We start from the raw sequence: 16,806 nt of genomic DNA, 5'->3' as shown, positions 1-16,806 counted from the left end.
TGAGAAGGGAACATCGGCCTGCCTGCAAAATGGCAAGCCGGACCAACAGGAGAACGAACATGAAGAAACAGCTACTCGGACTGGCTGTCACGATGACGGCCGTCCTCTTTTCCGCAGGGGTCTCGTTGGCGGAGGACAAGGTCGTCAACGTCTATAACTGGTCTGATTATATCGACAGTTCCATCCTTGATGATTTCACCAAGGAAACCGGTATCAAGGTCGTCTACGACACCTTCGATTCGAACGAAATTCTTGAGACCAAGCTGCTTGCCGGCGGCTCCGGCTATGACGTGGTGGTTACAACCGGACCTTTTCTGGCCAGGCAAATTCAGGCGGGCGTGTTCCAGAAGCTCGACAAGTCCAAGCTGCCAAATCTCAAGAACATGTGGCCCGAGGTGATGGCGCGCTTGGCCCAATATGACCCGGGCAACGAATATGCCGTCAACTATATGTGGGGCACGACCGGCATCGGCTACAATGTCGACAAGGTGAAGGCCGCGCTCGGCGACATGCCGATCGACAGCTGGGATGTGCTCTTCAAGCCGGAGAATGCGGCCAAGCTAAAGGACTGCGGCATCAATATCGTCGATGCGCCGGAGGAGACTATGGCCATTGCCATGAACTATCTCGGCAAGGACGGCGACAGCAAGAAGAAAGAAGACCTCGAAGCCGGTGGTGGCATCTACACGAAAATCCGGCCCTATGTCCGCACCTTCAGCTCCTCTGCCTACATCAACGACCTGGCGAATGGCGATAAATGCATCAGCATCGGCTGGTCGGGTGACGTGCTGCAGGCCAAGAACCGCGCCAAGGAAGCCAACAACGGGGTCAAGGTCGAATACCTGATCCCTAAAGAAGGCACCTATATGTGGTTCGACAATCTGGCTATTCCTGCCGACGCCAGGCATGTCGATGAAGCGCACGCCTTCATCAACTACTTGATGCGGCCGGAAGTCATCGCCAAGTCAACCAACTATGTCCAAACTGCCAACGGCAACCTCGCCTCGCAGAAGTTCATCGACGAGGCCGTGTTGAAGAACCCTTCAGTTTATCCGACGCAGGAAACGCTCAAGAAGCTTTTCACGATTTCTTCGTATGGGTCGAAGGAACAGCGCGTCCTTACCCGGCTCTGGACCCAGATCAAGACGGGCAGCTGAACGGGGCGGTCACCGCCCCACTTTTGCTGGCTGCGCCTCTGGTCAAGGTCTGCCGCCGCCACCTGATGGCCATGCGCGGTAAGAATGGCGGGCGAGTCCGCGGTCTCTTGGACCGGTAACGCGCAAATCCACTCTCGGGGGCGGATCCGAATGCGGAGCCGTCCATATCAATCGCCGATTTGCTACTAATTCAAACTGGGAGAAACAATGCCATTCCAAGATCTGATCCAGCCTGAACTAGGCGCCTATGTCAGCAAAGTGGCCACGCCAGGCGACTTTGCCCAGTTCTGGGCCTCGACCATCGCCGAGGCCCGCCAGGCCGGCGGCAAGGTCGACATCGTACCGGCGCAGACGACACTGAAGGCGGTCCAGGCTTTCGACGTCACGTTTCCGGGATACGGCGGTCATCCGATCAAAGGATGGCTGATCCTGCCGACGCATCGTGAGGGGCGGCTTCCTCTTGTCGTGCAGTATCTCGGCTATGGCGGCGGGCGCGGCTTGGCACATGAGCAACTGCATTGGGCGACCTCAGGATTTGCTTATTTTCGAATGGATACACGCGGGCAGGGAAGCGACTACAGCGTAGGAGAGACCGCCGATCCCGTCGGCTCGACCTCTTCGTTTCCCGGCTTTATGACGCGTGGCGTACTGGACAAGAATGACTACTATTACCGGCGCGTGTTCACCGATGCTGTGCGGGCGATAGACGCTCTCCTGGAGCTGGACTTCATCGATCCCGAGCGCATCGCGGTTTGCGGCGACAGTCAGGGCGGCGGCATTTCGCTTGCCGTCGGCGGAATCGATCCCCGCGTCAAGGTCGTAATGCCCGACGTGCCGTTTCTTTGCGACTTTCCCCGCGCTTTGGGGACTGCCGTGCGCGATCCCTATTTGGAGATCGTCCGTTTCCTGGCGCAGCATCGCGAGAAGAAGGCGAAAGTCTTTGAAACGCTCGGCTATTTCGACTGCGTCAACTTTGCCAGGCAGTCCAAGGCAGCGGCGCTGTTTTCCGTGGCCCTGATGGACGAAGTCTGCCCGCCTTCTACCGTTTATGGCGCGTTCAATGCCTACACGGGGGAAAAGACCATCGTAGAATACGAATTCAACAACCATGAAGGCGGACAAGGCTACCAGGAGCGCGAACAGATGGCGTGGCTCAGCGCGCGGTTCGGTGTCGACTGATGTCAGCGGCCCAGCACTGGCCGGTTTTACCTTCCCAAGGGACCTCTGCTTGCCCGGGCAACCGGGCTCCAGCGGCTACCAGCCGCCCGGCTGCACGCTTCCATGCCCGCAAACAGCACATGGCGTGCGCTTTGAGGGACCCGCGGCAACCTTAGCGGTCAACGACCTCGGAGGGGCTGGGCGGCCGCTGCGGCAGAGTCCCGCGCGACCTTGATGCCATCGGCCTCTCCTTGCTCGGTGTCAGCTTACCCAGTCCTTCCCGCAACCGGACCGGCAGCAATCGGCCTCACTACGGCCGTTCTGGAGGATGGCTGCCAACGTTCGTACACTTCGTAAACTACATCTGTTTAGCGCCACGAGACGATACGGAACGATATGGGAAGCTTTCAGATTTTTGCCCACGAAACTCAATGAGTTCAAGACGCCCTCCGGGCCTGACGCGCTGTTATGTTGCCGTAGGATAGAACCCCTACATCTGGTCACGCGAGATCCGAGCGTTGCGCTCGCGTTCGAATACCTTGTGACCGTCAGCCAGTGCTTCAACCCGCTCCGAAATCACCCATTCGGCCGCCGTACAGGAGAGACGGGTGGTGCAATGGCTTTCCGTTCGCCAGTCTGTCCGTTGGGCAGCGCATGTCCAGCGAATCTCGGCGGCCAATGACAGGGGATCGTCGGGGGCTATAGACCATACCTCTCGCCGGATGTCGCGCGTGCACAAGCCGTTCTCCGGATGTCGACTGACCCGTATCCTCATGCACGCGGTAATGAGTGACACCTTGCTGAAGGTCACGTTCGACCGAACGGGCAGACAATCCTTCCGTCAAGACTTCATAGCGGGGCAGCGGATCGGGATCGGGTGGTTGAGGCACTTCGATCCTGCGATGCCCACCAAGCAGGGGTAGTTGCAGTTGCAGCGCCGAGAGGTCGATCACCAGAGTCGCGTCGCAAGGCGGTGGCAAGATGGTCGGCCAATAGGCACTGGACAATGGCGCAGACGGTGGCCCGGCGCAAAGCGGTAGCCGCACGCATCAAGCACCAGTTCGACTGCGACGGTCTCGCCCGGCTTCATGGGCTGTGGCTCGTTAATCCCTTGCCGGGGATGGCTCAAACTCAGTTCCGAAATGCAGCCACGGCGTTGACCTTCCGGTGCATGAACATCTCCGCTGCAGGCATCAACCTGCCATCGGCAACATATCGGCGTGTTGAAGAGGAGCGTCCTTGATCCGGATCTGCGCGCCGTTCGGCCCAGTCACCGATAATTGTCAGGGCAATGCGGATCTTCACTTTTCACTTTTTGAGTATTTGACTTACTCCCACTTCTTCTGGTCCGACCTGTTCGCCAGGGTCGAACTCACCTTCAAACAAGACTGTCGCGACCGACCCAAGCGGATTGGCGATCCGGTCCTCCAGCAGCTCGATCAGTTTGTGCCCGACGGCTGCCATGTCTATGGAATGAACGCCGATATTCGCCGGCAGGAAGCGCGACAGACGCGTGTTGTCGCGAGTGACGATGTGGACGTCTCGGCCCGGCTCAAGGCCCCGTCGGCCGAGCGCGTGCAGCGCCCCAAGCAGGCCCAGTTCATTGGCGCACGCCAGGCCCGTTGGCGGATCTGACGACGCCAGCAGCCGATCGAACCAGGCTGCGCTCGATTCCATCGTAAACGTGCCGTGGCCGATCAGCGATTGGTCGATCGGAAGGCCGGCCTCGGCCATCGCTCTCTGATAGCCTTTGAGCCGCGCGGCGCTCGCCTGGTCCTTCGCCACGAGAAGCTGCAGCGCTATGCGTCGGCAGCCCTTGCCCATGAGCCGTCGAGTCGCGTCATAGGCGATCTGCTCATTGTCGATATCGACATAGGGATAGGCGGCGTCCACATCGGTTCTGCCGAAGGTGACGAACGGAATGCCCTGGTCGAGCAGCAGCTTGATGCGCGGATCGCCCGAGACCATGCGCGTGATGATCAGCCCGTCCGCGCTGCGCGCCTGCAACAGGCGCCGCATGCTTTCGACCGGATCATCGTCGGGCGTGGTGGAATATATGGACAGGCTGTAGCCCGTTTGCCGCGCCGCCAGCGTCATGCCCTCGATCAGGGGAAGCTTGGCCAGATCGGACAGGTAATCGCTCGTCTCCATCGGCAGCACCGCCGTCAGCGTCATGGTCCGTCCGGTTTTGAGCGCGCGACCATGATGATCAGGCACGTAGCCGACGCGGTTGGCCACCTCCTTGACCCGCGCCACGGTCGAGGGGTGCACCTCCGGACCGTCCTTCAGAGCGCGCGATACGGTGGTCACCGAAAGAGAAAGTTCCGCCGCGATCTGTTTTAGATTGGCCATGTCGCCCGACTTGATTTGCGAATGCGTCGGCTGATTTTGCTGCGCTTCGTAACGTTACCGGATTCGACCTGACGGTCAAATCCGACGCCCCCCACTATCAAATGTCCGCCGTAAAGCCGCTTGACTCAATGCCGTTTCGCTGCAATCGTAACGTTACGATTTCCTAAAATGGGCACGTAATCGACGCTTTGATGAATCCTGGAGGAGGAAAATCCATGTCTTGGCTACCACGCATTTCCTTGGCGGTGATCGCAGTCTCGGCTGCCTTGCCCGTCTATGCTCAAACGGTCACCATCACCACCGCAGGCGGGGACTATGGCAATGCCATCAAGGAGGCCATGTGGGCTCCCGCTGCAAAAGAGCTTGGCTATGAGGTCCGCGAAGAGACGCAGAGCGACGGCCTTGCCGCGTTGAAGATGCAGGTCACCTCGGGCGCGGTCACCACCGACATCATCCATCTCAGCTCGCCGGAAGGCGCACAGGCGGCCGCGCAGTCGCTGCTGGAACCGCTCGACTACAAGATTATCGATCCCAAATCCGTGCCGGCCGGCGCAAAGTCCGATTACTGTTATCCCTTCGATTCCTACGGCACCGTCATGTCGTGGAACACCAAGGCCCTTGGCGACAACCCGCCGAAAAGCTGGGCGGAGTTCTGGGATGTCGCCAAGTTCCCGAACCGTCGCGCCTTGCGCGCCAACGCGCAGGACCTGATCGAGATCGCGCTGCTCTCCGACGGCGTGGCGCCGGCGGACGTTTATTCCGTGCTCAGCACCCCGGAAGGGCTGCAGCGCGCCATCAAGCGGATCGAGGCGATCAAGCCAAACGTCTCCGTGTGGTGGACCTCGGGCGCGCAGTCGGCGCAACTGCTGAAAGACGGCGAAGCGGATCTGGTTGTCACCTGGAACGGAAGAGCCCAGACCGTGAAGGCGGATGGCGGCGCCGTCGACTATACGTTCAAGGGTTCCGTTATCGGCACGGACTGCCTCGGTGTGCCGAAGGGCGCCCAGAACAAGGACGCGGCCATGAAGCTGATCGCGGCGATGACGCAACCCGCTCGGGTGGCGAAGCTCACCGATTTCATCGCCTACGGGCCGGTCAACCCTGCCGCCTATGAAGGAGGCCTTATTCCGAAGGACCGTCTGAAGACCCTGGCGACGGCGCCCGAAAACGCCGGCACTTCGGTGTTCTCGAATGCCGACTGGTGGCTGAAGAACGGCGAAGCCGCGCAAAAGGCCTTCGATGAAATGATCAGCCGCTGACGCTCCAGCGCATCAGATGCAACGACGGAGCGCATGATGAAATCGCTTCCGATCACCATCGACAGTGTGCGTAAGGCCTATGGGTCTTACGTCGCGCTGGACGATGTCTCACTCGACATCAGGGCCGGTGAATTCCTGACGCTGCTCGGCCCCTCCGGGTCGGGCAAGACCACTTTGCTGATGGCTCTGGCCGGTTTTGTCCGGCCCGATTCCGGAAAGCTCCTGTTGGGGGATCGCGACATCACTCGCCTTGCCCCCAACAAGCGGGAGATCGGCATCGTATTCCAGAACTACGCCCTGTTTCCGCACATGAACGTCCTCGCCAATGTCGAATATCCGCTGGCGCTGCGCAGGAGACGGAAGGCGGAAGCGCGTCAGCGGGCACTGGACGCCCTGGCCCGCGTGAAACTTGACGGTCTGTCGGAGCGTGGCATCGGCGAGCTGTCCGGCGGCCAGCGCCAGCGTGTGGCGTTGGCGAGGGCGATCGTCTTCGAGCCGCGCGTGATGCTGATGGATGAGCCGCTGTCGGCGCTCGACAAGAATCTGCGCGAGACCATGCAGTACGAGATCCGGCGCCTGCACGATGATCTCGGGATCACCACCATCTATGTGACCCATGACCAGCGCGAGGCGCTGACCATGTCCGACCGGATCGCGGTGATGAACTCCGGCCGCATCCAGCAGATCGATGCGCCGCAGCACATCTATGACCGCCCATCGACACGCTTCGTCGCCGAGTTCATGGGCGAAGCCAACATTATCGCCCCGGGCCTAGCGCGCAGGATCGATGGCGCCGACGCGCCGCGCGAGACGCTGATGATCCGCGCCGAAAGCCTGCATCTCGACGCGAGCCTCGCCGGACGCGACGGAGTTGCCCTCGACGGGACACTGCGCGCCAAGGCATTTCGCGGCGAGAACTGGCTTTTGACGCTGGCGCTTGACGGCGGGCAGGAAATCCTAGTCTGCATTCCGGCGGCCCTGGCCGGTGGCTGCGTCGAGCTTGCCGCCAGTCAGCGGGTGACCGTCTATGCGCCGGCGCAAAAAGTTCATGTTTTGCCGGGAGCAATGGCGTGAGCGTCGCCGCCGATCCCGCGCTCGCCGCGGATGGCCGACGCGAGCGGCGCTTCTTCCTTTCGCTGTCGCTTCCGGCGCTTTTCATCGTTGGGCTGGCGGCGATACTGCCGCTCCTCTGGATCGTCCGGCAATCCTTCCTGACGACGGCGGGCCAATACTCCGTCGGCAATTACGAGAAGGTGCTGTCGAGCGGGCTGACATGGTCGGCCTTGGCCACGACCCTTGAACTGTCGCTGGGCACGCTGGTGGTCTGCATTATTCTCGGCATTCCGCTGGCGCTCGCTCTGGCCAGCACTCGGCCGAGGGTGGCCAACGTGCTGATGGCCTTCGTCATGCTGCCATTGTGGACCTCTATTCTGGTGCGCACCTATGGCTGGCTCGTGCTGTTGCGGCGCGATGGCCTGATCAATGCGGCTTTGACGGGTTCAGGCCTGACCGCGGAGCCATTGCCGCTGGTCTACAACTTCACCGGCACGCTTATCGGCATGGTTCACTACATGCTGCCGCTGTTTCTGCTGCCCGTTTACGCCGCGATGCGCGATATCGACACAAACCTCACTCGCGCCGCCGCCAGCATGGGAGCCACGCTCGGGCAAGTGATCCGCACGGTCATTCTGCCGCTTTCGGCCGGCGGCATCTTCTCAGGCTCGATCCTCGTCTTCATCTACACGATCGGCTTCTTCATCACCCCCGCGGTGCTTGGCGGCGGCAAGGTGAATCCGCTCTCCATCCGGATCGAGCGTACGCTGTCGACCTTCCAGGATTGGGGCTCGGCGAGCGTCCTGGGCATTCTGCTCCTCGTGCTCATGGCGCTGATCGCGGTGATGTTCCTGACGGCAAGACGGCTGATGGCACACAACAAAATGGGTGCGGCCCATGCTTGAGGCCTATCCGGACAACAGGCTCGCCCGCGTCGCTCTGTGGGGCTTTGCCGCGCTTGTCATGGCGTTCTTGATACTGCCGACACTTGTCGTCGTGCCGCTCTCCTTTTCGGCGTCGGACCTGCTCGAGTTCCCGCCGCGCGCCTACTCGCTGCGCTGGTATGAGAATTTCTTCGGGTCGGCCACCTGGATGGACGCGCTTAGGACCAGCCTGATCCTCGGCACTTTGACGGCGGCGATTGCCGTGCCGCTGGCGCTGCTGGCCTGCATCTCGACGAACAGGCTCGGCGGCCGGGCCGCGGCGACCATTCAGGGTGTTCTGCTCACCCCTTCCATCGTGCCGGGAATCCTGCTTGCGATCGGCCTCTTCTTCGTGCTGGCGGCGCAGGGCCTGGTCGGAACGCTGTTCGGCGTGCTGGTAGGCCACGTGGTGCTGGCTATCCCGGTCGCCTGTATTGTGCTGGTGCCCGCTCTTGCCCGGTTCGACTGGAACCAGGTCCAGGCGGCGCGCAGCCTGGGCGCCGACTGGGCCAGAGCCATTGGCGGTATCATCGTTCCGCAACTCAGGATCAGCCTGTTGTCGGCGACGTTGATGGCCTTCCTGACCTCGCTCGACGAATCCGTCATCTCGATCTTCGTCGCCAGCGGCCGCAACAGCACGCTGCCGAAGCTCATGTTCCTGTCGCTGCGCGATCAGATCGATCCAACCATCGCGACGATCTCGACATTATGGACCGCCATCGTCGTGGCCGTCATCCTGATCGTGACGCTTCGCCAGAAATCCTGACCGAGACCGGAAATCATGCCAAGCAATCCTATCGCAGCCGACCATCAGACAGACATCCCCAAGGTGGGGCTGGCGATCATCACCGGTTCTGCAAACTGGGGGCTGGCCTTTCCCGAAGATGTCGAAGTCGATGGCGTGCGCACCTTGCGGCGGGACATCAGCTTCGAGACGCCTTTCGGCTGCACTGACAACTGGAAGCTGATCGAGTTCGATGCCTCGATTACCGCCGAAGGCAGAACGAAACAGGCGCTGTGCATGTATTCGCATGGCAACCCCCGCGACCATATCGACCATTCCTGCCATCGCCGTGCGTTTTGGGTATTGATGAACGCGGGTGTGCGCCAGGTCCTGGCCTGCTCGACCATCGGTGCCGTCAACAAGGCGATCCAGCCCGGCGACATGGTGGTGAACGCCGATATCATCGAGCTGACGCAGACCCCGTTCTCACTGCTTCCCGGCCGCCAGAGCTTCGACTGTTCCGGCAAGCAGATCGTATGCCCAAGATGCGCGGCCGTTCTGGTCGAAACCGCGCGCCGTCACTGGCCGCCGCAATGCCGCGTTCATGGCATCGAACAGCAGCTGGTGGCTGCCCACTGTTACGGGCCGCGTCTTACGAGCCCGGCCGAAGCCTTGGCGTTTCGAAGCATGGGGGCCGACGTGCTCAACCATTCGATTGCCCCCGAAGCCACCTTGTCGCGCGAGATCGGCGCCTGTTTCGTGCCCTTGGCGTTCGTTACGGCGGCCTTCAATGACTATATGGACCGTAATCGCCAGGAATTGCTGCAGCAGGACGTGTTGCCGAGCCTGTCCATGACAGCCTCGCGGGTTGCGCTGGAAACCGCCGCCCGGCTTCCGGTCGATCCGCAATGTTCCTGCCATGGCTTGAAATCGCCGCAGCCGGAGGAACGCTCCAGCCGGTTCTGAGCCAACGCCAGAGCGACCCTCCTTCAGCCTCGCCGATCGGCACCTCGAGTGCCCGGCTCGCAGTAAGAGACCGCATCTATCGCGAAAGCTTTCTGCCACGGCTCTTCCCCGGCAGAGCGTCTCGCAGAGCGCGTGTGCTAAGGCGAAAGCCGTTTTCTGTGGCGACGAGCGCTTGCCGGGAAACTCCTCGCCCTCCTAGTCCCTAGGTTCGCCAGACCATACGAGAGAATACGAAGGAAATGGGTTGGCGAACCATCCGGTAAGGTATTGATTTTGTGTCGAAAACGATGTCCCTCCGGGCCCACCATTGTCGTTGTTTATCAATTACTTATCGCCAGCCGCTTCTTCGCCCGGTTAGCCAGATCCTGGCGGCGGAACCCCTGCCACGTCGGCAGCCAAGATCGCCGCAAGCCTGCGTTGCTCTTCTCGCAAGGGACGACCCTCCCGCCAGTCGGAACAATTTAGCCTAAGAAACGGCGCGAGCGAGCCTTGTTCGGATGCCTGGAATCCGAAATTGGCGCTAGGGGAGCATAACGCCACCGTCTTTATTTGTATCTGATCTGCTGATACATAACTCCGTGTGACGAGTGCGGGGCCATATGTCGAATGAAATCATGGTTGTCGATCCGCTTGAGCGGCTTGACTTGTTGAAGGGCCTCGCGAGCGAGGTCCGGGTCCGGATTCTCGATCTGCTGCACCGCAAGGGGCCGAAAAACGTCAATCAAGTGGCCGAAGAACTGGGTCTTCCGCAATCAACGATTTCCGCAAACATCCAGGTTCTTGTCGATGTCGGTTTGATCGAGACGAAATCGCAGAAGGCGCGCAAGGGAAGCCAGAAGGTTTGCTATTCGACTTTCTCCGAGTTGGTTGTCGTCTTTAAGGACCGCACCCCGGCGCAGGATCTCGGCGTCATAGAAGTGGCGATGCCGCTTGGACTCTATACGAGATGCGAAGTTTCCGCTCCCTGCGGCCTGTGTTCAAAAGACGGCGTCATCGGACTTCTCGATGTGCCCGACACCTTTCTCGATCCTGACCGTATGCGGGCAGGGCTGCTGTGGTTCACGCGCGGCTTCGTCGAATACCAGTTTCCCAACAATGCGACGCTTGCCAATGCCAAAGTCGGCGGATTGGAACTAGCGATGGAGCTTTCGTCGGAGGTCCCGGGCACATCGAAGGATTGGCCATCGGACATCACGGTAGCGATCAACGGACACGAGATAGATACCTGGACAGCGCCGGCCGACTATGGCGACAAGCGCGGCAAGCATACGCCCGGCTGGTGGAAGCTGGCCGGATCGCAATATGGCGACCTCGCACACTGGCGCGTCACGAACAACGGCACCTATCGCAACAACAACAAGGTTTCCAAATGCTCGCTGGCTGATCTGGAGCTCGAGCGGCACCGCTCGATCCGGATACGAATCGGCGTGAAGGAAGATGCGCGTCACCCCGGCGGCATAAACATCTTCGGTAGCGGCTTCGGCAATTACAGCAACGACATCGTTCTGCGCCTGCTGAAGGCTTAAGGGCACGGTCTCACGGAAACTGCGAACTGCTCCACTCTTTGTTTGGACGTAATTCCAACAGAAAGCGCTACGGCTTTTCCAGGAAAGCCGCACACATCTTTCCTGGAATTGCTCCAGGCCCTTGACGGGCGGGCGAACTCCGCCCTTAACTGACCCGTGACCCGGATATAAATCGGAAAGTCGGATTGATAGTCCGCAGTGGGAGGGATCATGAAGGCCAGAGTCACGGCGAACGCGGCCTATGCCGTCGCGGATATCGACAAACGTCTTTACGGCTCGTTCCTGGAGCATCTCGGCCGGGCGGTCTATACGGGCATCTACGAGCCCGGACATCCGCAAGCGGACGAAGAGGGAATGCGCAAGGACGTGATCGAGCTGGTGCGTGCGCTCGACACGCCGATCTGCCGTTACCCCGGTGGCAACTTCGTATCCGCCTACAATTGGGAAGACGGCATAGGGCCAAAGGAGAGCCGCCCGCGGCGGCTCGATCTTGCGTGGCGCACCACGGAGCCCAACCTGGTTGGCATCCATGAATTCGCCGACTGGGCCGAAAAGGCCGGCACCGAGATGATGCTTGCCGTCAATCTCGGTTCGCGCGGCCTCGACGAGGCGCGGGCGTTCGTTGAATACGTCAATCACCCGGGCGGCAGCTACTGGTCCGACCTCAGGGCCAAGAACGGACGCACGCAACCCTGGAACTGCCGCCTCTGGTGTCTCGGCAATGAAATGGACGGTCCCTGGCAGGTTGGCCATAAGTCGGCCAGCGAATACGGCCATCTTGCCAACGAGACAGCCAAGGCGCTGCGCGGCCTCGACCCGACGGTGGAACTGGTCGTGTGCGGCTCGTCGCATTCCAATATGCCGACCTATCCGCAGTGGGAAGCAACCGTGCTGGAAGCGACCTACGAGCAGGTCGACTACATCTCCCTCCACATGTATTTCGAGAACTACGAGAAGAATACGGCCGAATATCTCGCTCTTCCGGCCAAGCTCGACCGCTACATTGGCACGGTCGCGGGCATCATCGACTACGTGAAGGCCAAGACGCGCTCGAAGCGGAATGTGAAGATCTCTTTCGACGAGTGGAACGTCTGGTACCATCAGCGCAAGCAGGACGCCGAGCGCATGCGCAGCTGGGACTGGCCGGAAGCGCCCAGGCTTCTGGAAGACATCTACAATTTCGAGGACGTGCTGCAGGTCGGTTGCATCATCAACACCTTCATCCGCCGGTCGGATATCGTTCGCATCGCCTGCATCGCGCAACTGGTGAACGTGATCGCGCCGATCATGACCGATCCCGGCGGCGCCGCCTGGCGGCAAACGATCTACTGGCCATTTATGCTGGCCTCCAGGCACGGCCGCGGCACCGCGCTGCAACTCGCGGTCGAGGTGCCTACCTATGACGCGGCCGCGGCCGACAAAGTGCCGTGGCTCGACATTGCAGGCGTGCACGATTCGAGCGCCGGCACGCTGACCTTTTTTGCCATCAACCGGCACGGGTCCGAGGCGATAGAGGCCGACGTCGCCCTCGAGCGGTTCGCCGCCAAGTCCATCGAGCACACGATCATCCGTCACGACGACCTCGAGGCCTGCAACACGAAGGACGCACCGGACAACGTATCGCCTGTCAAAGGCAACGGGGCAGCGCTCACCAGCAAGGGAATGACACTTAACTTGCCGCCGCATTCCTACTCGATGGTCCGCGTGACGCTTTAAGTTAATATCCGATTATCTGATATATACCCTAAAATCCGTTGCAGGTGGTTCGGTTTGGTGTAGCATTGAGACGTTCAAGGCGGATCTAACCGCCGTACTCGGGAGGAGCTGAGATGAACTTTCGCAAGATGATGGCCCTAGCGGTGATTGCGGCCGGAGGATTTTGGGCCGTCGCGGCCCAGGCCGAAGAAACCGTCGCATGGTGGGATTTCCTCGGCGGCGGTGACGGTGTGCGCATGAAGCAGATGATCTCCGACTTCAACGCCGCCCACGCCGGCAAGATCAAGATCGACGCCACGACGCTGGAGTGGGGCACGCCCTTCTACGCGAAGGTGCAGACCTCGGCCGCGGTCGGTGAGGCGCCTGACGTCATGACCTATCATGCCAGCCGCATCCCCTTGGCGGTGAGCCAAGACATTCTCGAAGAAATCACCGCCGACGATATGAGCAAGATGGGCCTCTCTGCCTCGGACTTCGCCCAGACGACGATGGGCGCCGTGACGGTCGACGGCAAGCAATACGCGGTGCCGCTCGATACCCACCCGATCGTCCTGTACTACAATCGCGTCCTCCTGAAGAAGGCAGGCGTGCTCGGCGACGACGGCCGTCCCGTGGGTATGAGAAACAAGGAAGAATTCACCGCGACGCTGCAGAAGTTGAAGGATGCCGGCGTCGAGTTCCCGCTGGGCAGCGTCACCGCCGACGGCAACTTCATGTACCGCACCATTTATTCGCTGGTGTGCCAGCAAGGCGGCGAGCTTCTGACGGGCAACGAGTTCCTCGCCGGCGACAATCCTGAAAAGCTGGCGAAAGCGTTAGCGGTCCTGCAAGGGTGGACGAAGGCCGGGCTGCAGTCGACCTATACGGACTATCCCGCGACCGTCGCCCTGTTCACCTCGGGCAAGGCCGCAATGATGATCAACGGCGTCTGGGAAGTTCCCACGATGACCGACCTCGCCAAGCAAGGCAAGCTGTTCGACTGGGGCGCCGTCGAGATCCCGGTGATCTTCGACAAGCCATGCACCTATGCGGACAGCCATTCATTCGCAATCCCGAAGAACAAGGGCAAGGAAATCAGCCCGGAAAAGCGCGCCGCCGTCCTCGAGGTGATCTCCTGGATGGACAAGCACTCGCTATTCTGGGCCACGGCAGGGCACATCCCGGCCTACAAGCCAGTCACCGAAACGGCTGAATACAAGGCAATGGAGCCCAATGCGACCTACTCGACGCTGACGGCCAACATGATCTTCGATCCGAAGTCGCCCAAGGCTGGTGTCGCCGGGCCGATCTTCGACATCATGTCCAATTATTTCGTGCCGACCCTCAATGGAGAGATGGACCCCGGCGAGGCGGTGAAATCCATCAAGGATGAGCTGAACAGCATGTAGGGCTCAAGGGCTGGGACCGTCCTGTCCAGAGCGGTCCCAGTCATATTTGAGGAAGAGCCATGCTTCGCAACTCCCGCACTGAACGTCTTGTCGCGCTGGTGCTGGTCGCTCCCTTCCTGGCGATCTATCTGCTGGCGTTCGTCTATCCGATGGTCCAGATGTTCCGCATCTCCTTCACCGATGCGCCGCTGATCGGCGCGGGTCGGTGGGTTGGTCTCGACAACTACCTGCGGCTCGACAACGACCCGATGTTCCGGCGCGCGCTCTGGAACACCGCTTATTTCGTGCTGATGACGGTCGTCCCAGGGACACTCATCGCCCTGTTGATCGCGCTGGGCGTGTCGCGGCTCAAGGGCCACTTCCAGTCGATCGTGCTGGCGCTGTTCTTCCTGCCCTACATCCTGCCGGTGTCCGTCGTCTATCTGATCTGGGACTGGACGCTGAATTTCCAGTTCGGGATCGCGATGCATGTGCTGGACTGGCTCGGAATCCCGCGCGTGCCGGTCTTCAAGTCGCGCGTCTGGTTCTTGCCGGCTGTGGCCGGGGTGACAATCTGGTGGACCGCGGGCTTCTCGATCCTCCTCTTCCTTGCCGGACTGCGGTCCATACCAGCGGAGATCTACGAAGCCGCGGCGCTCGACAACTCGACGCGATGGACCACGTTCCGGCGCATCACCTGGCCGCTGCTGTGGCCGATCACCTCGCTGGTGTTCACCATCCAGCTCATCCTGCAGCTCAAGATCTTCGACCAGGTCTATCTGTTCTCGATCGGCGGCCGGCCGAACGACAATATGGTGCTCGTCTACTACGTCTTCCAGAAGGCCTTCCAGCAGAACCAGGGAGGCAGGGCGGCGGCCGTCGCCGTCACCCTCTTCGTGCTTGTGGTGGTCGTCTCGGTCCTGCAATTCCAACTGCTCCGGTTCGCCGAAAGGCGGCGCCGATGAACGCCGTGGCTGCGCAACGCTGGAACTTCTGGGGCGGGATCATCACCGCACTGACGCTCGTCTGGGCCATCCTTTGGGCGTTCCCGCTCTACTGGGGTGTGATCTCATCGCTCAAACCGGATGACGAGGTCGTACGGCCCTACATCGAACTCTGGCCCGAGACGCCGACGCTGGAGAACTACATCAGCGCTCTGACCACCACGCAGATCAGCGCCTGGTACGTCAATTCAGTGGCGGTCGCGGTCGGCGTAACGGTCATCACCATCTTCATCTCGATGCTGTGCGGCTACGCAATCTCGCAGTTGCGGTTCCCGGGGCGGATCGCGCTTTGGTGGCTGATCCTTGCCTCCTTCATGGTGCCGACTTCGGCGCTGATCATCAATCACTTCGTGCTGGTCGCCAACCTCGGCCTGCTCAACAGCTGGGCCGGAATCATGTTGCCGCAGCTCATCCACCCCGTCATCATCATCGTGTACAAGCAGTTTTTCGATCAGGTCCCGAAGGACTTCCGCGAGGCTGCGGTGATGGACAATGCGTCTGAATTCGGGATCCTCTTCAAGATCTACATGCCGATGAACTGGGGGGTAACGACCGCGCTGTCGATCGTCTGCTTCATCTGGACGTGGAACGCGTTCTTGTGGCCGTTCCTCTCCGTGACCCGCACCGAGATGATGACCATCACGGTCGGCATCACGCAGGTCAACGACGCCTTCGGTGTCTACTACGCGCGCCAGCTGTCGGCAGCCGTACTGGCCGGCCTGCCGGTGGCACTGGCCTACCTCTTCTTCCAGCGCCGGGTGACCGAAGCGATAACGCTCTCGGCAGGTATCAAGGGCTAGAGCCCCGGCAAGATGCCGGAGGGCACGACCCGCTCGGCGGGTTCAGTCTCCGTCGGCGCGTGCGTGCCAGGCCGACCCGTCCGCGGCGAAGAGATGCAGGGCCGTGGTGTCGAACTTCAGCCGAACGGCGTCGCCTGGTTTGACGCTCGAAAGCCCGCGATCCTGTGCCGTCACCTGCGTCCCATCCGCGAGCCGCGCATAGACGAGCGTTCGCTCGCCAAGGCGCTCGACAACGGTGGCCGTGGCGGATGTTTGATTGCCCTCAGCGACGACAGTCAGAGATTCCGGCCGTACTCCGAGTTCGCGCCAATCCATGTTGGCCGGCGTGCCAGGAAGTTCGACGAGCGATCCATCGGTCAAGCGCGCATTGAGCCTGTCGCCTGAGCCCGAAACCGTAACAGGCAGGATGTTCATTGCCGGCGACCCGACGAAGGTCGCGACGAATCGCGACGCCGGACGTGCATAGACATCGACGGGTCTTCCCATCTGCTCTATCCGGCAATTGTTGAGGATCACAATGCGGTCGGCGAGCGTCATCGCCTCCACCTGATCGTGGGTGACGTAGATCATCGTCGACTTCAAACGCTGATGCAGTTCGGCAAGCTCAACGCGTGTACGGGCGCGAAGCGCCGCGTCCAGATTGGAGAGTGGCTCGTCGAACAGGAATGCCTTGGGCTCCTTGACGATCGCACGCCCGATGGCCACGCGCTGGCGCTGCCCGCCGGAGAGCTGCGACGGCCGTCGGTGAAGCAGCGCTTCGATCTCCAGGATACGCGCAGCCTCGGCGATCCGCTGGCGGAT

At 61.0% G+C, this 16,806-nt stretch carries 15 protein-coding genes; 12 read left to right on the top strand and 3 right to left on the bottom strand.

Annotation, left to right across the window (positions count from 1 at the left end; translation table 11 throughout):
• Positions 1–59: 59 nt before the first annotated feature.
• Positions 60–1,157, top strand: coding sequence for a polyamine ABC transporter substrate-binding protein (locus EN846_RS29660; protein WP_128346451.1), 1,098 nt, complete (start codon positions 60–62; stop codon positions 1,155–1,157).
• A gap of 207 nt (positions 1,158–1,364) precedes the next feature.
• Positions 1,365–2,336 carry an acetylxylan esterase gene (locus EN846_RS29655; protein WP_128346450.1) on the top strand — a complete coding sequence of 324 codons (972 nt, stop codon included), beginning with the start codon at positions 1,365–1,367 and terminating at the stop codon, positions 2,334–2,336.
• Positions 2,337–3,264: 928 nt separating this feature from the next.
• Here the strand turns inward: EN846_RS29655 and EN846_RS36100 are convergent.
• Both EN846_RS36100 and EN846_RS29645 read right to left on the bottom strand, forming a co-directional pair.
• On the bottom strand, positions 3,265–3,405 hold the full coding sequence (locus EN846_RS36100) for a CocE/NonD family hydrolase C-terminal non-catalytic domain-containing protein (RefSeq protein ID WP_245478063.1): 141 nt from the start codon (positions 3,403–3,405) through the stop codon (positions 3,265–3,267).
• A gap of 218 nt (positions 3,406–3,623) precedes the next feature.
• Positions 3,624–4,667, bottom strand: coding sequence for a LacI family DNA-binding transcriptional regulator (locus EN846_RS29645; protein ID WP_128346449.1), 1,044 nt, complete (start codon positions 4,665–4,667; stop codon positions 3,624–3,626).
• Between the two features lie 215 nt (positions 4,668–4,882).
• On the opposite strand from EN846_RS29645, the gene EN846_RS29640 reads away from it, so the two are divergent.
• The 10 genes from EN846_RS29640 to EN846_RS29595 all read left to right on the top strand — a co-directional run bounded on the left by EN846_RS29640 (position 4,883) and on the right by EN846_RS29595 (position 16,005).
• Entirely contained in the window at positions 4,883–5,926 is a 1,044-nt protein-coding gene (locus EN846_RS29640) for an ABC transporter substrate-binding protein (RefSeq protein WP_135858831.1), read from the top strand.
• 36 nt (positions 5,927–5,962) lie between these two features.
• Positions 5,963–7,000, top strand: coding sequence for an ABC transporter ATP-binding protein (locus EN846_RS29635; RefSeq protein ID WP_128346537.1), 1,038 nt, complete (start codon positions 5,963–5,965; stop codon positions 6,998–7,000).
• Entirely contained in the window at positions 6,997–7,884 is an 888-nt protein-coding gene (locus EN846_RS29630) for an ABC transporter permease (protein ID WP_127308666.1), read from the top strand. The genes EN846_RS29635 and EN846_RS29630 overlap by 4 nt, the downstream gene beginning before the upstream one ends.
• Entirely contained in the window at positions 7,877–8,668 is a 792-nt protein-coding gene (locus EN846_RS29625) for an ABC transporter permease (RefSeq protein WP_128346536.1), read from the top strand. The genes EN846_RS29630 and EN846_RS29625 overlap by 8 nt, the downstream gene beginning before the upstream one ends.
• 63 nt (positions 8,669–8,731) lie before the next feature.
• Complete coding sequence (locus tag EN846_RS29620) at positions 8,732–9,592, top strand: 5'-methylthioadenosine phosphorylase (protein ID WP_245493422.1); 861 nt, start codon at positions 8,732–8,734, stop codon at positions 9,590–9,592.
• 599 nt (positions 9,593–10,191) lie between these two features.
• Positions 10,192–11,118, top strand: coding sequence for a transcriptional regulator (locus tag EN846_RS29615; RefSeq protein WP_127390867.1), 927 nt, complete (start codon positions 10,192–10,194; stop codon positions 11,116–11,118).
• 210 nt (positions 11,119–11,328) lie between these two features.
• Entirely contained in the window at positions 11,329–12,834 is a 1,506-nt protein-coding gene (locus EN846_RS29610) for an alpha-N-arabinofuranosidase (protein ID WP_127390866.1), read from the top strand.
• A 113-nt stretch (positions 12,835–12,947) separates the two neighbouring features.
• Positions 12,948–14,222, top strand: coding sequence for an extracellular solute-binding protein (locus EN846_RS29605; RefSeq protein WP_127390865.1), 1,275 nt, complete (start codon positions 12,948–12,950; stop codon positions 14,220–14,222).
• A gap of 59 nt (positions 14,223–14,281) precedes the next feature.
• Positions 14,282–15,166: a sugar ABC transporter permease gene (locus tag EN846_RS29600; RefSeq protein ID WP_127390864.1), complete on the top strand. Its 885-nt coding sequence runs from the start codon at positions 14,282–14,284 to the stop codon at positions 15,164–15,166.
• Positions 15,163–16,005, top strand: coding sequence for a carbohydrate ABC transporter permease (locus EN846_RS29595; RefSeq protein WP_127390863.1), 843 nt, complete (start codon positions 15,163–15,165; stop codon positions 16,003–16,005). Before EN846_RS29600 ends, EN846_RS29595 begins: the two co-directional genes overlap by 4 nt.
• A gap of 42 nt (positions 16,006–16,047) precedes the next feature.
• Here EN846_RS29595 and EN846_RS29590 read toward each other — a convergent pair.
• A partial coding sequence (locus tag EN846_RS29590) for a TOBE domain-containing protein (protein WP_135858827.1) occupies positions 16,048–16,806 on the bottom strand: 759 nt, incomplete at its 5' end.

Origin of the sequence: Mesorhizobium sp. M4B.F.Ca.ET.203.01.1.1 (genome assembly GCF_004791025.1) — a bacterium.
In the GTDB taxonomy this organism is placed as follows: Bacteria; Pseudomonadota; Alphaproteobacteria; order Rhizobiales; family Rhizobiaceae; genus Mesorhizobium; species Mesorhizobium abyssinicae.
Note: the sequence above shows the minus strand (reverse complement) of the source record. Positions and strands in the feature narration are given on the sequence as shown.